Source organism: Nocardioides sp. NPDC051685 (genome assembly GCF_044453405.1).
Taxonomy (GTDB): domain Bacteria; phylum Actinomycetota; class Actinomycetes; order Propionibacteriales; family Nocardioidaceae; genus Nocardioides.
This window is the reverse complement of record NZ_JBITCR010000013.1, coordinates 82905-99214: the sequence shown is the minus strand read 5'-3', so window position 1 is coordinate 99214 and position 16310 is coordinate 82905. Positions and strand designations below refer to the sequence as shown.

The window sequence follows — 16310 nt, the reverse complement described above, 5'->3', positions numbered from 1 at the left end:
GCGAATCCGTAACACTCCCGGGCTGACCGTGGATGTCCTTCTCCTGGTCACTCTGGTTGTCGTGGGCGTTGTCGTCACCTCGTCCATCGTCGGCAAGTACCAGCTCTTCAAGCCGTGGAACGACAAGTACGAGTTCGCCGCGGAGTTCGACGTGGCGCCGGCGATCCAGCTGGCGGCACGCCAGGAAGTCCGGATCGCCGGCGTGCCGGTGGGGCGGATCACCAAGGCGGAGCCGACCACGGACGGCCACGCTCGTGTGAGTTTCTCCCTCGACGAGGGCCACGAGGTCTACCAGAACGCCCGCCTCGTGCTGCGATCGAAGTCTCCGCTGAACATCATCTATGTGGCGCTCGACCCCGGCGACCATTCAGCCGGAAAGCTCAAGGAGAACGGCGTCATTCCGATCGACCAGACCGAGCGGATCGTGCAGCCCTATGAGCTCCTCGACGAGCTCGATGCCAGGGCGCGGGCCGCGTTGACCGACCTGGTCACCCAGGCGGACATTGCTCTGGCTTCCGCGCCGCGTGACCTTCCCGAGGGCGTCGCTGGTGCTGACGCGGCCGCGGAAGCGTTCACCCCAGTGGTGAAAGCACTCCAGACCCGCCGAGCCAACGTGCGCCGACTAGTGACGTCGTTGTCGCAGATTGCCACCGCCGTCGGCCAGGACGACAAGCGTCTTCGACAGCTGGTGGACTCGCTCAGCGACGCGTTGACAGTGGTCACTGAGCGAGATGCCGAACTGTCGGCCTCGCTGGCACGACTGCCCCGAGTCACAAAGAACCTCCGGACGGCCATGGCAGACGCCAAGTCTCTCACCGACGAGCTGACACCCGTGCTCCAGAAGCTGCACAGCTCCTCGGAGGACCTGCCCGCAGCCATCAGCGGTCTGGCAGACACCGTCGACAGCGCCTCTTCGCTGGTCGCCGAGGCCCGTCCGGTGGTTCGTAAGGCGGGCCCAGTCGTCAATGACCTGCGGCCCCTGGCCGGCAACCTGAACTCCTCGTTGCGTGACCTGACACCTGTGACCGCGAACTTGCCGCAGGCCACCGAACGGCTTGTTCCGTGGTTGGACGACCTTGGCGGATTCGTCTACAACACCTCGTCGTCGTTCAGCCTGGGTGATGTCAACGGCGGTCTTGGGCGCGCGCACGTTGTGGTCAAGGTCGACGAGCCCACCGGCGGTGGTCTGCGATGAGCCCCGTCAAGACAGTAGCCGGGGGAGTGCGCGCCGTGCTCACCGATCCACGTCTGCGGACGGTCGTCGCCTTCACGCTGGCGTGCGCGGTCGGATTCGGATATCTCTGGGTCAAGTCCGGTGGAGAGATCCCCGTGATTGCCAGTCGGAGTGACGACTACCGCGTGACGTTCGAGGCCGACGACATCAAGAACCTGAAGGACTTCGGTGAGGTCCGGGTCGCCGGGGTGCGGGTCGGCCGGGTCGAGGCGACCGAGCGTGACGGAGACAAGGTGAAGGTCACGCTCAGCATCGAGGACCAGGCAGCTCCGCTCCACAAGGGTGCCAACGTCCGCGTCGGAGTGAAGTCACTTGTGGGCTCGTCGTTCGTCGAGCTCGCGGACGGCAAGGGTACGGAGCTCCCCGACGGCTCGCATCTCAGCGGATCGGCGGTCACACCGGCGATGGACGTCGATGAGCTCCTGGACACTCTGGACGAGCCCACCCGCCGGCATCTGGGCAGTGCACTCCAGGGTCTTGACCGGGCCACAGGGGATCGGGGCGAAGACATCGACGCGTTGATGAGCGGCCTCGGGGGAACCGGCCGCGAGGGTAAGACTGTGGCCGATGCCCTTGCTGATCAGAGCAAGGATCTGAAGCAGCTGACCGTCGAAACACGAGTGCTCCTCGATGCTCTCGACACGGGGGAGGGCCAGATCGTCGCTCTTGTCGGTGATTCGCAACGACTGACTCAGGTCACGGCAGCGAACCAGAAGGAGATCGAGGAGTCCGTCCGTCAGCTTCCAACCCTCGTTGGCAACCTCGAGACAGCAGCGGGGAGCCTTAGTGAGCTCAACGGTTCGCTGGCGCCTATCGCGGCCGATCTACGGACTGCGGCGCCATTGCTGTCCAGTGCCCTCGTCAACCTGCGACCGGCCGCGCGTGACCTACGTGCGCTCGTCCCAGACCTGGATGGGGTCCTCGACGCTGCCCCAGCGACGCTTACCCGGATCGAGCCGTTCGACGAGACTGTGCAGAATGCGATCCCCGAGGCACGGACCACTCTTGCGGACGTGCAGCCGATGCTGAGCTACCTCGCACCATACGGCCGTGACCTCGGCGTCCTGTTCGCCAGCTTCGGAGCCTCGTTCGACCAGTATGCCGAGGACGGGGTCATCCCGATCCGCCTCACGGCCACGGCAGAGGGGGCCGGAACGGTTCGAGGGAACCCCGTTCCGCTCGTCTCCAGCGAAAAGGGCGGTCTTCTTTGGAACAACCCGTATCCGCAGCCCGGCGACGTCGACAATCCTCGTCCCTTCGGGACAGGCGACTATCCCCGCGTCAAGAAGGCACCCTGAGGCTCCGATGAAGGCGCACAACCACGAGACAACGGCAGGGGGACGGCGTTGGCGGCTGGCGCTCGTCGCGCTCGGCGTCGGTGCAGCTGTGGTGGCAGGGCTGTTCCGGGTCGAGCTCACGACCAGCACAGAGTCGTTCCTCCCGTCCTCGGACCCGGTTCAGCGGGCATTCTCGTCGAAGTCGGACGACTTCGGGGGCGACCCCCTCGTTGTACTGCTGGAGACCGAACAACCCCGGGCACTCTTCTCGGAGCAAGAGCAGCTGCTCCGACTCGTTGGCTTGGAAGGCGAGCTGGCGAAGATTCGGGACGTGGCTGCCGTCTACGGCCCGGGAACGGTCCTCAACCAGACCGCGGGGGCGGCCCAGGACATGCTCGCCCAGATCTCGGGCAGACGCGATGGGTATCGCAACGAGGTCATGGCCGCAGCTCGCAAGAAGGGGCTTTCGAAGCCCGAAGTGGAGGAGCTCGGCCGTGCGGCGGTCGCCCGATTCGACGAGCGGTACGGGACGTTGCTTGTCAGGGGCATGCCAGCGGGGCTCCCGACGCTGAAGAACCCGCGCTTTGTTCAGACGATCCTCTTCGACGAGGAGACCCTGGCCGCACGGCCGCGTTGGCGCTACCTGATCCCGTCGCCCACGACAGTGGCTGTCCTGGTGCGTCCCCGTGCAGACCTCGATGCAGCGGGAACGTCACGGCTTGTCGACCGTGTCGAGTCCACGGTGACGAAAGCAGACCTCGACGTGAGCCGGACGACGGTGACAGGTTCTCCGGCGATCGCCGCGGGCCTCGCCGATCGAGGCCGTAGCGAGTTTCCGCTGCTCGGCGCGACTGCCATCGGCGCGGTCGGCATCATCTTCCTGCTGCTGAAGTGGACGCGTCGTCGCCGGGACCGTATGAGGCCGATCGTCGCGGCCCTGATCGGAACGGCCACGACAATCGCCGGGTTCGGTTGGCTCGGGCATCCGGTTTCGCTCGGTGTGGTGGCGTTCCTGCCCATCCTCATGGGTATCGGAAGTGACTTTCCGCTGTACTGGTCCCGGGGCAAGGCTGACAGGGCCGTGCTCGTAGCGACCGGCGCTGCCGTGGTCGGTTTCGCGTCGGTGGGACTCTCTCCACTCCCGTTTGTTCGAGAGCTCGGCCTCGCTCTCGCTGCCGGCATCGTTTTCACGGTCACTGCAGCGGTCGTCATGCGTCACCTGCTCGGTCCGGTTCCACCGCCCGATGGGGTGTCGGAAGGCGCACGGGAGCTTCCGTCGTTCTCGCCTCGTGTCCGGGCACTCGCCGCTCTGTGCATCTTTGCGAGTGCCGTCGTGGGGTGGAGTGCGCTCGCGGGACTGCGGGTGGAGTCTCAGCCCGACAAGCTCGCGGAGGGTCTGCCCGAGCTGGCCGCAGCGCGCTATGCGGAGGAGACGCTGGGATCGAACGGTGAGGTGACGGTGGTGATCGACGGTTCCAAGGTGACTGCCCCCGAAGTGCTGGCGTGGAGCCGTGAGGCGCAACGGCGTATTGTCACCGAGCTCGGTGACCGCGTGCATCCGGTGCTCAGCATCGGTGACCTCCTCAGCTTTCTCGGTGCCGAGCCGACGGCCGCGCAAGTCGATGCCGCGGTTGACGCGATCCCGCCGTACCTGTCTTCCGCAGTGCTGCGATCGGACCGTGAACAGTCCCTGATCGTCCTCGGGGTGGAGTTCGAAGGTGTCGATGAACTCGGGGTGCTTCTCGAGGATCTCGACGAGGCGATCGGAGATCCCCCGGCGGGGGTCGATGTCGAAGTCGTCGGACTGCCGGTCTCAGCGGCCCGAGGCCTCGAAGTGGTGTCGAGCGGGCGCATCCTGATCAATCTGGTCGGCATCGCTTCGGCGACACTGGTCATCCTCGTCGGCCTGCGTTCGTTCCGTGACGCCGCCCGCGCCCTCGCGACGATCGTGGTCGCAACGGGCTGGGTCGGTCTCATCGCCTCCATCACCACCGGGTCGTTGAGCCCCTTGACGGTGGCCCTCGGGTCGCTGGTGGTAGCCACAGGATCGGAGTTCGCCATCATGCTGCGGCGAGGAGACGGCGTACGAGCAGTGGCGACCGCAGCCCTCGCCGGCACGGTTGGTTACCTCGTGCTCGCGCTGTCGGAGCTCGCTGTGCTTCGGGACTTCGGCCTCCTGCTCGCGGCGGGCGTGGCCTGCTCGTTCGCAGCCGCACTGGTGGTGGACCGCATCCTCTGGCCTGATACGCCAGCCGTCGATGCGATGTCGAATGCCGCTACAACCCATCAACCGGATGCGACCCAGACAGTGATCGCTCCGCAACGTACAGCAGAGGAAGTCGTGTCATGAGTCGGAACAGCAGAGAGAGGATCCTGTCCGTGTTCGAGAACCGTCGCCGGGCCATCGCGGTGGGCCTGGTCCTGCTCGCAATCGCTGGTGTGGCAGTAGGCGTCGTCGTTCACTCCCGGCAACTTCCTGACGACGCCGCCTTCCGGTTTGGCGACCAGATCGTCACACGAGACGAGCTCGACGACCGGGTGGAAGTACTCGAGGCGCTCTACGGGGTCCGGCGTCCGGAGGGTGGAAGGTCGGTCGACCGGTTCGACCGGGATGCGGCCAAGTCGATGGCTGTCAGTCTCGTGTTGGCATCCGAGGCGGCAGAGCGAGACATCGTCGTCTCTGACAAGGAAGCCCAGACGGAGCTGGACAAGCTGATCGAGCAGCAGCTGACCGGTGGCCGCGACGCCTTCGTGGACTTCCTGTCGACAGCAGGCATCTCGGAGAAGGATGTGCTCGACGAGATTCGAGCGCAGGTCGCTACGTCACGCCTCATCACCGATGTCACCGCCGATGTCCGGCCGGCAACCTCGGAAGAGGCCCAAAGGACCTACGACGAGCATCGCACGGAGATGGTGACGCCCGAGGGGCGAAGCCTGATCAACGTCGTCGTCGAGACACAGGCCGATGCCGACAAGGTGGCCAGTGCCGCGAGGCGGACCGGCCGACTGGATCAGCTGGCGGCGACGTGGTCGCTCGATGGCAGCACTCGCAACGACGGTGGGCGCCTGGGCGTCGTCACCGCGCAGCAGCTCGAGAAGGGCTATGCCGATGCGGCGTTCGCTGCTCCGAAGGGGGAGGTCTTTGGCCCCGTGCAGACCACCTACGGCTGGAATGTCGGGCAGGTCGTCAACATCGTTTCATCGAAGCCGGTCGGGTTCGACGATGTGCGTAAAGAGATCGAGGAGCGCCTCACGGCCGAGAAGAAGCTCAAGGTTTGGCGCGACTATCTCAAAAAGGCACTCAAGAACGCGGAAGTCGAATATGCCGACGACCTGCGTCCCGCCAATCCGACGGCTCCGCCTGAGGACGCCGTGGGGTCGGCCGAGCCCAGCCCCGGCACCTCGACCGAGACACCATCTCCTGCCGCGGGCGGCAACTGACCCCCTGCAACCACGCTGAACCGAGGGGTGCACATAGCCGAACCGTCCAGCCTTGGCGAGATCTGCAAGAGCAGGACTCTGGTGAGGTTCGGTGCCCTCGTTCCTCTGAGGACCGCGTATGCAAATTCTTCCGGATCTCAACATGGGGTCCCTGCGTTCCCCCTTGATGTTCCCAGAATCTCCTCTGACCTAGTTTGACACGAGATGTGCGCATGTGGAGGGGAGCTCTTCCGCGTCCATCAGTCGTGCCCCGCGTCTGTGGGCTTGTCCTGTCCCTGAGGGATCTGCGGCCCCGCAGAGATGGAATTCCTGTCCCAAATTCCTGTCCTGGGACATGTTTGCGTCGCATTGTCGTCCGATGGGCGGGCGCGCATCGCCCTGGCATGAAGTCGAAAGTCGCTGACGCGCCTCCGATAACTTCCGCCGATCCAGCGTGGGTACGTTGCCGGTGCATTGGGATCGAGCACGGCACATGCATGTTCGGTCCGCATCCGCGGAGTAGCCGAGACGGTACCCGCGATGGCCCGTTGTCGGAGCGTTGAGCGCGACAGCCGTACACCGCGCGTACCCAAACCTCATTGAGACCCAGCGGCCGACAAACAGCGGGTGGTCGGCCGCGGAACGGAAGCGACATGACCAGCAATCACATCAACGTTTGCGTCATGCCCCATGCGGGCGGTTGGCACAAGGCGTCGTGGCGGCGCCCGGACACCACGGGCAACGACATCTGGAACCCGGACCTGTGGCGTGGAATCGCCCAGACCGCCGAGCGGGGCAAGCTCGACGCCGTCTTCATGGCGGACAACCAGTCGGTCTGGCCCATGTCGAACGAGCTGCGGCACCTGACGGCGAAGGTCGGCGTCTGGGACGCGCTCATCGCCGTCACGATGATGGCGAGCGTGACCGAGCACATCGGTCTCATTGCGACGGCCCACACCCAGTTCCACCAGCCCTACATCCTGGCGCGCCAGCTCGCCTGCATCGACCACCTTTCCGGAGGCCGGACCGGATGGAACGTGGTGACATCCGGTAGCCCGTTCGATGCCGCCAACTTCAGCGGTGCAGGTCAAGTGTCCACCGAGTTGCGGTACGACCGGGCGACCGAATTCGTCGCCCTGGTGAAGAAGCTGTGGGACAGCTGGGAGGACGACGCCTATCTCATCGACAAGGAGGCCGGCGTCTTCTACGACGCAAGCAAGATGCACCCCACCGAGCATCATGGCACGCACTTCGACGTCGCCGGGCCGCTCAACATCATGCGTCCCCCGCAGGGATACCCGGTCATCGCGCAGGCTGGCAGCTCCGGGCCGGGCAGGGAGTTTGCCGCGTCGGTCGGCGAGGTCATCTTCACTCCACTGACAGGCGATGCCGGTCGGGCCTACACCGAGGGACTCCGCGAGGTCGCAGCCTCGAAAGGTCGTGGGCGGGCCGACATGAAGGTTCTGTCCCAGATCACTCCGGTCATCGGGCGGACCGACCAGGAGGCGCAGGACAAGTGGGAGTGGCTGGCGTCCCATCTCGATCCACGGCTGGCTCTGGACGACATGGAGGGGATGCTCGGCGTCGACCTCAAGGGATACGACCTCGACGAACCACTGCCCGAGCTAGGCGACAACCGACTCACGGAGGGATACCGACAGGCCGTCCTGTCGCTCTCGATCGATGGACGAAAGCCCACCCTGCGGGAGCTCATCGCCCGGTTCAACGTCCCCGGCACCGTGGTCGGTAGCCCCGAGACGATCGCTGACTACATGGAGAACGAGGTCGACAGCGGGGTGTGCGATGGCTTCATCCTCTGCCTGCAGGGCACTCCCGAGGAGCTCGAGGACTTCGTGGACCTGGTGGTTCCCGAGCTCCAGCGACGCGGACGGTTCCGCACCGAGTACGAGCACTCGACCTTGCGGGAGACGCTTGGGTTCAAGCGACCCGCAAACCAGTTCGCAACCACACTGGATCGTGTGCCTTCCGAAGCCATTTGATGTGACCCCCCGAGGATCCAAAGCCGTCGACCTTCCATCGGTCGGTATCACCTGCGGTGTAGCCGCGCCTACGCGTGGCCGGTCCAAGGGCGCAAGGCCTGGGATGTCATCTTCACGCAACTGCTTGGCGCGGTCCCGATATCACTCAGCACCGCGCCGTTCCTAGTGTTCTAAGCCACAGTCGTCCAGGTATTCGATGGCCGACATTCTCCAAGGTCGAACCGGTGAGCGCTGTTGTCGCCGCCGGCGCGACCTCTGTCACGAAGGACTCATCATGAAGGAAATCAGCGGCCGCACCGCCGTCGTCACGGGCGCCGGCGGAGGCATGGGACGATCGATCGCGCTCGAGCTCGCCGCCGAGGGAGCGAACGTCGCCGTCGTCGACCTCGACAAGGACGCTGCCGAGGCAGTCGCAGCGGAGATCGGCGCCAATGGCGGAAAGGCTGCGGCGTACGCAGTTGACGTCTCGAAGCTCGATCAGGTCGAGCAGCTCGCGGAATCGGTCTACGAGCGGTTCGGTTCCGTCGAGATCCTCGTCAACAACGCCGGGGTGACCCTGCGGCCGTTCCGGGCCTCGTGGGACACGAGCTACGAGGATTTCCAGTGGGTCATGGCAGTGAACTTCTGGGGCGTGCTGCACGGCCACCATGTCTTCGTTCCGCGGATGCGCGAGACTCCGGGCGAGAAGCACATCGTGAACACCTCGTCGATGGCCTCTCTCGTGGCCGTCGCGGGACACTCGGCCTATTCCGCCTCCAAGAGTGCGGTCGACGGGCTGTCGCATGCCGCACGCGAGGAGCTGAAGACCCAGGGGATCGGCGTGAGCATCCTGCATCCCGGGCCCGTCCGGACGAGGATCGTGACAAGTGAGCGCCTCCGGCCCTCGGAAGAGCAGTCCGACAAGCGCGGCGTCAAGTCGTGGACGGACTACATCGTGCAGCCGGAGAACCCGGCCGTCCAGAGCGCGGTCGAGCAGCTCGAGGACGCAGACGTCGCGGCAAGCCCCTGGGAGTACATCACCCCTGACGCTGTGGGACGGATGGTGATCGACGCGATCAAGGACAACAAGCCGCACATCCTGACCCACCCGGCGCCGGCGGAGACCCTGCAGAGCCGGTTCGACGACATCCTCGCCGGCGCCCCAGCGCCTCGGCAGGACTGACCGGCGGCAGGCTGACCGGCCCAAGACGCACCGTCACGGTGAATTCGGGCATCCGACGAGCCGAGGCGACCAATCCAACAGAGCAAGGAGCCCAGACCATGGCTATCGCAAGTGAGTTCGAACTGGTCGTCGCAGCATGCGACGCCGACGGCAAGTCCCATTTCATCGAGGCGGGTTCGCCCGCGACGATGGAGATCCCGGGGGCGCTCGATGGAGCGTTCCTGTGGTCCACCGGGGGTGTCGCGTCCCTGCCGACGAGCATCGGTGCCGCTCCCGCTGACATGTCCTTTCCTGGACCGGGTGGGTCCAACCTGGGTGTGTTCCGATTCCCCGCCCGTTCAGCGGGAAAGCTTGACGTCGCTGCGTTGGATCGGGACGACGTCGAGGGCGACGCCCACGGGGACGCGGGTATGCACCGAACAGACACCATCGACTACGAGATCATCATCTCCGGAAAGGTCGACATCGAGCTTCCGGGCGGGCAGGTACGGACGTTGTCACCTGGATCGATCCTGGTCATGGCCGGTGCTCCGCACGCGTGGCGCAACCACTACGACGAAGACTGCACCTACGTCGCGGTCGTCGTCGGTGCCAACGCGCCGACCAACGTTGGGTGAAGGGCCCGCGGACCACTGCCCCAGCTAGCCGGCCGATCCGGCCGGTCGATGCGTTCGCTGGGATCTTCATCGCCGAACATGCGGTGCAGATCCCGGCGGGCGAACTCAGTCTTCTCGCATCCGCGCTGGCACACGCCACGGAAGACGCGGGCTGCAGGGAAACCCGCTGTACAGGCTCGGGGAACCGAAGAGAGATGGCCGGGTCGACCCTGTTCTTCCTGAGCGATCAGGTGCCCTACATGACCGTACAGCCGACATCCAACGACGGCGGTACGTCGATCTGCCACTGAGCCTCGACAACGGACCGACACTGCAATTTTCCGCTCTATCAGCTTCCACTCAGGTCGAAGGAACAGTCACCGTGAATCGAACGACGGCCCCCACACCGCGGAGCGACGAACTCGTACGCAGCGTCTCCCGGAAGTTCTACGGACGCATTCTCATCATGCTGTGCGCCTTGATGTTCTTCTCCATCACGGACCGGGTGAGCTTGAGTTTCGCCGGCCCCGGCGGAATGAACGAGGAACTCGGACTCTCTGCCACGGCGTTCGGGTTCGCCGCAGGCATCTTCTTCTTCGGGTACGTCCTTTTCGAGATTCCCAGCAGCGCTGCCATGAGGCGCTACGGGGCGAAGAGGTGGTTCCCTCGGATAGTCATCACCTGGGGTCTCGCTCAGACACTCATGGCCTTCTCAGCCAACGAGATCATGCTCTACGCGCTGCGTGTTCTCCTCGGCGTGGCCGAGGCCGGCCTGACTCCGTGTGCTCTCGCGTACATCGCCTACTTCCTCCCGCAGGCCAAGCGTGCCTTCGCCTATTCGATCTATATGTTCGCCGGAACGGTGTCGATCATCGTCATGGGACCGATCTCGCTCGCGCTCATCCCGTGGGGTGACTCGCTTGGCATCGACTTCGCCGGCTGGCGCATCCTCTTCCTTGTTGCCGGGATCCTTCCGATCATTGCCGGCATCGTGGCCTACTACGTCTTGCCTGATGGCCCCGCGCAGGCAAAGTGGCTGACCCCGGAGGAGCGGACGTTCCTCGCCGAGATCGGTGCGGCGGAAGGTTCGGACGCTGCCTCGCACTCGTTCAAGGCGGGGTTGCGAAGCGGACGGGTCTGGCTGCTCGGCATCGCTTACTTCTTCTTTCCGCTCGGCACTTACATCTTGGTCTTCTTCCTCCCCACCGTCCTGACCGGTTGGCACGAGAGTGACCCGAGCATCAACCCCAGTATCCTCAGTTCGTTGCCGTATGCACTCGCTGCCATTGTCGCGATCGCCATGGGGTTCTCGGTTTCACGACTGGGCAAAGCTGGTGTTCACGTCGCCGTCGCTCTGAGCATCGGACTCGTCGGCGCCATCATCGTGGCAAACGTCAGTGACCACGCCATCAACTACATCGGTCTGTGCCTGGTAGCCATCGGAGCGCTCGCTCCGACCGCGACGTTCTTCAGCATCGTGTCCAAGGTGTTCGCCGCGGCGGCCGGCGCGTCGGCCCTTGCCCTGGTCAATTCGCTCGGCGTCATCTCCGGATTCGTCGGCCCCTATGTGACGGGATTCATCCTCGACACGGCGGGGACGATCGCACCCGTGTTCGTCCTCGTATCCGCCGGGTTCTTCGCTGCTGGCACGGTGTCGGTCGTCATGGACGTATATGGCGAACGCCGGCAGCGCAGACTCATCGGCGAAATTGCCGAAGACACCTCGGGCCTCGGTAGTCGGGAATGATTCATGTGCGCTTAACGAGGTCGCAGTTTTTGTCGGTGCCAACGCGCCGACCGCATCACCGGTTATTCGGCCGATCCGACCGTGTCATCGTGTCCGCCTCGGGCACAAATGGTTGACCACTTCATATAGGAGATGAGTTCGTTGTCACGTACAGATCCGTTGCTCTTCAATCTTTTCATCATGAACACGCCATCACACATTTCACCTGGGATGTGGCGACACCCCGAATCTCGTGCCGTCGAATACAACTCGCTCGACCTGTGGGTAGAGATGGCTCGGCTCGCAGAACGAGGCCGGTTCGACGGGATCTTCATCGCCGATATCTTCGGGTTGTACGGCGAGTTCCGTGGTTCGTGGGATGTCATCGCCGAGCATGCGGTGCAGTTCCCGGTGAGTGATCCCAGCGTGCTCATCTCCGCGATGGCACACGCCACCGAGGACTTGGGCTTCATCTACACGAGCTCGATCCTGCAACAGCATCCATTCGCCTTCGCCCGCGCCGCCTCGACACTGGACCACCTGACAAAGGGCCGTATCGGCTGGAACGTCGTCACCAGCGTGTCGAAGAACGGCTCGCGCAGCATGGGGTTGCCTACGATTGTCGATCACGACGAGCGCTATCGATGGGCCGAGGAGTACACCGAGGTCGCCTACAAGCTGTGGGAGGGCTCGTGGGAAGACGCGGCTGCGGTGAAGGATCGCGGCACCGGCCTGTTCTCCGATCCCCGCAAGATCCACAAGATCAACCACGTGGGCGAGCGTTACAGCGTCGAGGGTCCCCATCTGGTGGAGCCGTCGCCACAACGTACCCCTGTCCTCTTCCAGGCCGGCGCGTCGCCAGCCGGTATGGCTTTCGCCGCTAAGCACGCCGAAGGTGTCTTCATGATCTCGGGCCCGCCGCAGGCGTCCGCGGCAAAGGTCGAGAAGGTCAAGGCGTTGGCCGCCCAGGCCGGCCGGAAAGCGGACGACATCCTCTTCATCGAAGGGCTTACCTTCATCGTGGGTTCGACGGAGGAAGAGGCTCGACGCAAGGAAGCCGAGTACGACGAGTGGAACGACCTGGAGGCTCAGATGGCGGTGATGAGCGGCACCATCGGTGTGGATCTCAGCACCTCCGATCCCGATCAGCCACTCGAGGACCTGATCGAGCAGGCCCCGGGCATGAGAGGCGTGATCCAGCTTGTCATCGACACGGTGCCTGACCGGCGAGCCACGGTGGCAGATCTCCTCGCTTTCTCGGCCAAGCAGTGGCGGGTCACCGGCACGCCCGAGACCATCGCCGACAGGCTCGAGGAGTATCGAGCTGCGGGCGTCGACGGCATCAACATCATGTCCATGCTGGTTCCTGGCACATACGCTGACTTCATCGACCACGTCGCGCCTGAACTGCAGCGGCGCGGGCTGATGCGACGTGAGTACCAGCCCGGGACCTTGCGTGAAAAGCTCTTCCCCGGCCGCGGACCGCGACTTGAGGAACACCACGTGGCTGCACAGTGGAGAAACCTCGACCGATCGTGACTTTACGGATGCGCCGTCGGCCTATGCGAGCAAGGTAGGTCGGCGGCGACCTGGTCTGTGCCCGAGAAGAGTCCCTAGAGTACGTCAGGTTCTCGGCCGTGCCTTCGGGCGGTGGACAGATAGGTCCGGTGTCCGTGAGCAAGGTGAGGCGCCCGTCCTGCTTGCCGGGCGTCCCGGATCTTGCCGAGCTTCTTGACGTCCATTGGGACTAGTTCACGCGGCTTATCGCGTTCGTAACGCCTGCCGGTTGCCCGTGAAGCACGGATGACCTCGCCGGTGATCGGGCCGTTCTCGGCCGGGTGGGGCACCTCGTGGCGGCGCGGGATCCGCGAGACCGTGCGGGCTGGACGATGAGTCGCCGACCATGAACGGTCAGCCGGGCACTACCGTGAGACACGAGAACCTCCGGATGGGAGTGGGCCTTCGACAAGCCCCATCCCAACCGGAGGTTCTCTTTGTTCAACCAGGTACGCCGCTACCAACGTCTTGGCCGAGTACACCTAGCGCCCCGACTTGCTCCGCGTCAGAGCGTCGAGCACCGGGCGCCAGCGTAGGACGTAGGAGTCCAGCGCTGGATCTTCGTCGTAGTTCGCATCGAGGAGGTACAGCCCAGGTAGCGCACACGTGCCGCCCAGTTCAGCGAGGACGGGCTTGAGCATGAACTCGGGCGCAAGTGCATGATTCGGCGCGCCGCCGAGCATGAACGGAACCGCAACCACATCTGCCAGGCCGGTCCCCCCAGGGAACTGATCGAGGAAGAGCTTGAGCAGGCCTGTGTAGCTCGCCTTGTAGGTGGGGCTGCCGAAGATCACCAGCGTCGAGGCCTGCACGGTCCTGACCGCTGAGGCGACCGCCTCGTCATTCCAGGAAAGCAGGCCGGGACCGAGGTGGACCAGATCGATGACGTGATCGGGCGGCGCACCGGACAGTTTCTCTGCGAGCATCGTGGACGCGGCGAGTGTGCGGGATGCTGGCTTGGGATTCCCTATGACGACAGTCGTAGTCAACAGAAGCTCTCCTGGGGCAGACCGCGTCCGAGCGACGCGGTGACAGTGTGGATTCCTTCGGCGGGATTGCCTCAGTCGTGGATCGTGTCTTCGTAGTCCCGCTGCTGGTCAGCTGGCAGAAAGCGCTCCTCCAGCCCGCGGACGTCTGCATAGCTCGGCTTGACGAACGCATCTCCCCACCCCACGAACTCCTCGCTGCCCTCGATCTCGAACAGGCGGTTCAGGTTCTCGTCGATCGCGGTCAGCTCACCAGAGTCGCGCACCTGCAGCAGTAGCTGCCAAGGCGCCTGTACGGCCGGCATGATGAACGGAACGATGTTGATGGCCTGCCCCATCTTCGAAAGTTCGGCCACGGGTGGGGTCGGTCCGGCGTGGCGGCTCGCGATCGCATACGAAGGACCGGGCGTCTCAGCCATCAACGTACGCACTTCGTCCCAGGAACGGATGCCTTCGTAGAAGATCACGTCGACGCCGGTTTCCTTACGGTACAGCTGACCCCTGCGCAGGGCTTCCTCGAGGCCGCCGCCTGCGGCGCCGTAGCCATCGGTGCGTGCGGTGATCACGAAGTCGGGGTCGAGCTCATCCCGGGCCTCCACGGCTGCGCGTAGGCGCCCGATCGCCTCCTCGTCGGACACGATCGCGATTCCTGCCTGACCGCCCGCCTTCTTGGGGTCACGTTGATCCTCGAGGTGGATCCCGGCCACGCCTGCGGCAATGAACTCCTGGACGGTCTTGCGGACGTTCTGGATCCCGCCATAACCGGTGTCCGCGTCGCAGTACACCGGTATGTCTACGGACTGAACGATCCTCCGTGCAGCGTCGATGATCTCGGTCCGAGTCATCAGTCCCACGTCAGGAAGCCCGTTCCACCACGACATCATGCCGCCGGAGACGTGGAAGGAGCCGAACCCCGCGCGCTCCGCCATCTGTGCATGAATCGGTAGGACGCCGAACGGCATCAGCTCCGTTCGGTCGCTCTCGAATATCCGGCGGAGCCGGGTCGTCTTCTTCTCGCTCATCAGGTCACCTTTCGGTAGGAGATGCGGTGTCGTGCCAAGGCGAGCACTTCTTTCGGCAGCGGCGCCTAAGGGTCCTCAAGCGGACGGTCGGAGCTATGCACTCCGCGCCTGTCTGAAATGAGCAACGACCTGACCGGTGCCTTTGAACCAGTGCTGATCAACAGCATGGACCGGTTGCCGATGCCGTCTAGTCGCATATGCGGGCATGACGCGAATTCATAAGAATTAGGCGGGAAGGCGACATTCAATCGTGAAAACCGTCGAACGTCACTGCGTCGCGTGGCGGAAACGCCCAACTCTTCGGCGTCTTCGCGTTACCGGAACCGCGACCATTGTTCATAACGTCACTGGTCCAACCTCATCTCCATCAGCCACAAGGGTAGGAGGCACCCAGCGTGAGCACAGTTCAGCTTGACGTACTCGACAGCAACCCGGCCACGAGGACACCGACCCTGCGCGCGGCCTATGGTTGTTTTCCAAGTGGTGTTATCGCCGTCTGCGCGCTTCGTAACGGCCAGCCCGTCGGCATGGCCGCGAGTTCGTTTGTCGCCGTCTCGATGGAGCCGGCGCTGGTCTCGGTATGCGTACAGCACACCTCGACGACCTGGCCGCAACTGGCTGATCGGCCGAGGCTTGGCCTCTCCGTGCTCGGCGCCGGCCACGACGCGGCCTGCCTCCAGCTCGCGGCGAAGACCGGGAATCGTTTTGCTGGTCTGGACTGGTCGGCCACTGATGATGGCGCCGTCTTCCTTCAGGAGTCAGCGACCTGGCTGGACTGCAGCATTGACCAGATCGTGCCCGCTGGCGACCACGACATCGTGCTGCTGCGTGTCGAAGGCCTCGAGATCCATGAGGGTGTCGGCCCACTGGTCTACCACGCCAGCGGGTTCCACAACCTGCGCCAGCCCACGACCGTGGACCAGTGAACCGCGCGGTGGACCAAGCGGTATCGCTGATCCACCAGCCGCGGAGATGTTCTGCTGCTGACGCCGGCCGTGGGCGCCCGCGCCGGGTCTGATCGCGGAGGGCAAGGCAATCCTGCGGTTCGCCCGTAACAGAAAAACGGATCACCCCGGAAGGAAGACGATGTTGCAACACCCTCAAGTCTTCGTCATGCCCCGTTCGAGCGGTGAGGGCCTTCCCTCCTGGCATCGCCCGGACACAACGGGACACGACAGTCTGAATGTCCACGCTTGGCGTGAATCTGCCGAAACCGCTGGAGGGGGCAGGCCCCACGCCGTCCTAGTTCAGGAGTATGCAGGACCCCCGGAGCTGTGCGCTCACCTGGACGTATCAGGTAGCGGCTCGTCCGTGCCCGTTGAGGACGCGG

13 protein-coding genes and 1 pseudogene are annotated in these 16310 nt (G+C 64.5%); 11 read left to right on the top strand and 3 right to left on the bottom strand.

Annotated features, from left to right (window positions below; translation table 11 throughout):
• Positions 1-61 precede the first annotated feature (61 nt).
• The 10 genes from ACIA03_RS26375 to ACIA03_RS26330 all read left to right on the top strand — a co-directional run bounded on the left by ACIA03_RS26375 (position 62) and on the right by ACIA03_RS26330 (position 12954).
• Positions 62-1195, top strand: a complete 1134-nt coding sequence (locus tag ACIA03_RS26375; RefSeq protein ID WP_396988119.1) for an MlaD family protein — start codon at positions 62-64, stop codon at positions 1193-1195.
• Positions 1192-2532 carry an MlaD family protein gene (locus ACIA03_RS26370; RefSeq protein ID WP_396988117.1) on the top strand — a complete coding sequence of 447 codons (1341 nt, stop codon included), beginning with the start codon at positions 1192-1194 and terminating at the stop codon, positions 2530-2532. Before ACIA03_RS26375 ends, ACIA03_RS26370 begins: the two co-directional genes overlap by 4 nt.
• A gap of 7 nt (positions 2533-2539) precedes the next feature.
• Positions 2540-4861 carry an RND transporter gene (locus ACIA03_RS26365; protein WP_396988115.1) on the top strand — a complete coding sequence of 774 codons (2322 nt, stop codon included), beginning with the start codon at positions 2540-2542 and terminating at the stop codon, positions 4859-4861.
• A gap of 29 nt (positions 4862-4890) precedes the next feature.
• Positions 4891-5952: a peptidyl-prolyl cis-trans isomerase gene (locus ACIA03_RS26360; protein ID WP_396988113.1), complete on the top strand. Its 1062-nt coding sequence runs from the start codon at positions 4891-4893 to the stop codon at positions 5950-5952.
• A 632-nt stretch (positions 5953-6584) separates the two neighbouring features.
• Complete coding sequence (locus ACIA03_RS26355) at positions 6585-7931, top strand: LLM class flavin-dependent oxidoreductase (RefSeq protein ID WP_396988111.1); 1347 nt, start codon at positions 6585-6587, stop codon at positions 7929-7931.
• Positions 7932-8205: 274 nt separating this feature from the next.
• Positions 8206-9093, top strand: a complete 888-nt coding sequence (locus ACIA03_RS26350; protein ID WP_396988109.1) for an SDR family NAD(P)-dependent oxidoreductase — start codon at positions 8206-8208, stop codon at positions 9091-9093.
• A gap of 98 nt (positions 9094-9191) precedes the next feature.
• Positions 9192-9710 carry a cupin domain-containing protein gene (locus tag ACIA03_RS26345; RefSeq protein WP_396988107.1) on the top strand — a complete coding sequence of 173 codons (519 nt, stop codon included), beginning with the start codon at positions 9192-9194 and terminating at the stop codon, positions 9708-9710.
• A complete protein-coding gene (locus tag ACIA03_RS26340) occupies positions 9707-10000 on the top strand; it encodes a hypothetical protein (RefSeq protein WP_396988105.1) in 294 nt (97 codons plus the stop codon). Before ACIA03_RS26345 ends, ACIA03_RS26340 begins: the two co-directional genes overlap by 4 nt.
• A gap of 71 nt (positions 10001-10071) precedes the next feature.
• Positions 10072-11436 carry an MFS transporter gene (locus ACIA03_RS26335; RefSeq protein ID WP_396988103.1) on the top strand — a complete coding sequence of 455 codons (1365 nt, stop codon included), beginning with the start codon at positions 10072-10074 and terminating at the stop codon, positions 11434-11436.
• A gap of 132 nt (positions 11437-11568) precedes the next feature.
• Positions 11569-12954 (top strand): LLM class flavin-dependent oxidoreductase, encoded by a 1386-nt coding sequence (locus ACIA03_RS26330; RefSeq protein WP_396988101.1) that lies wholly within the window; start codon positions 11569-11571, stop codon positions 12952-12954.
• A gap of 176 nt (positions 12955-13130) precedes the next feature.
• Here ACIA03_RS26330 and ACIA03_RS26325 read toward each other — a convergent pair.
• From ACIA03_RS26325 to ACIA03_RS26315, 3 genes and pseudogenes are all read right to left on the bottom strand, one after another.
• Positions 13131-13298 (bottom strand): annotated as a pseudogene (locus ACIA03_RS26325) (IS481 family transposase); the annotation flags it as partial.
• Between the two features lie 156 nt (positions 13299-13454).
• Complete coding sequence (locus ACIA03_RS26320; RefSeq protein WP_396988099.1) at positions 13455-13961, bottom strand: NAD(P)H-dependent oxidoreductase; 507 nt, start codon at positions 13959-13961, stop codon at positions 13455-13457.
• Between the two features lie 71 nt (positions 13962-14032).
• On the bottom strand, positions 14033-14920 hold the full coding sequence (locus tag ACIA03_RS26315; RefSeq protein WP_396988097.1) for an oxaloacetate decarboxylase: 888 nt from the start codon (positions 14918-14920) through the stop codon (positions 14033-14035).
• A gap of 455 nt (positions 14921-15375) precedes the next feature.
• On the opposite strand from ACIA03_RS26315, the gene ACIA03_RS26310 reads away from it, so the two are divergent.
• Positions 15376-15906 (top strand): flavin reductase family protein, encoded by a 531-nt coding sequence (locus ACIA03_RS26310; RefSeq protein WP_396988095.1) that lies wholly within the window; start codon positions 15376-15378, stop codon positions 15904-15906.
• Positions 15907-16310: the final 404 nt, after the last annotated feature.

Coding starts and splice junctions, on each gene's coding strand:
- ACIA03_RS26345 (WP_396988107.1), top strand. CDS start 9,192: ATGGCTATCGCAAGTGAGTTCGAACTGGTCGTCGCAGCATGCGACGCC.
- ACIA03_RS26365 (WP_396988115.1), top strand. CDS start 2,540: ATGAAGGCGCACAACCACGAGACAACGGCAGGGGGACGGCGTTGGCGG.
- ACIA03_RS26355 (WP_396988111.1), top strand. CDS start 6,585: ATGACCAGCAATCACATCAACGTTTGCGTCATGCCCCATGCGGGCGGT.
- ACIA03_RS26350 (WP_396988109.1), top strand. CDS start 8,206: ATGAAGGAAATCAGCGGCCGCACCGCCGTCGTCACGGGCGCCGGCGGA.
- ACIA03_RS26370 (WP_396988117.1), top strand. CDS start 1,192: ATGAGCCCCGTCAAGACAGTAGCCGGGGGAGTGCGCGCCGTGCTCACC.
- ACIA03_RS26315 (WP_396988097.1), bottom strand. CDS start 14,920: ATGCCGTTCGGCGTCCTACCGATTCATGCACAGATGGCGGAGCGCGCG.
- ACIA03_RS26330 (WP_396988101.1), top strand. CDS start 11,569: ATGAGTTCGTTGTCACGTACAGATCCGTTGCTCTTCAATCTTTTCATC.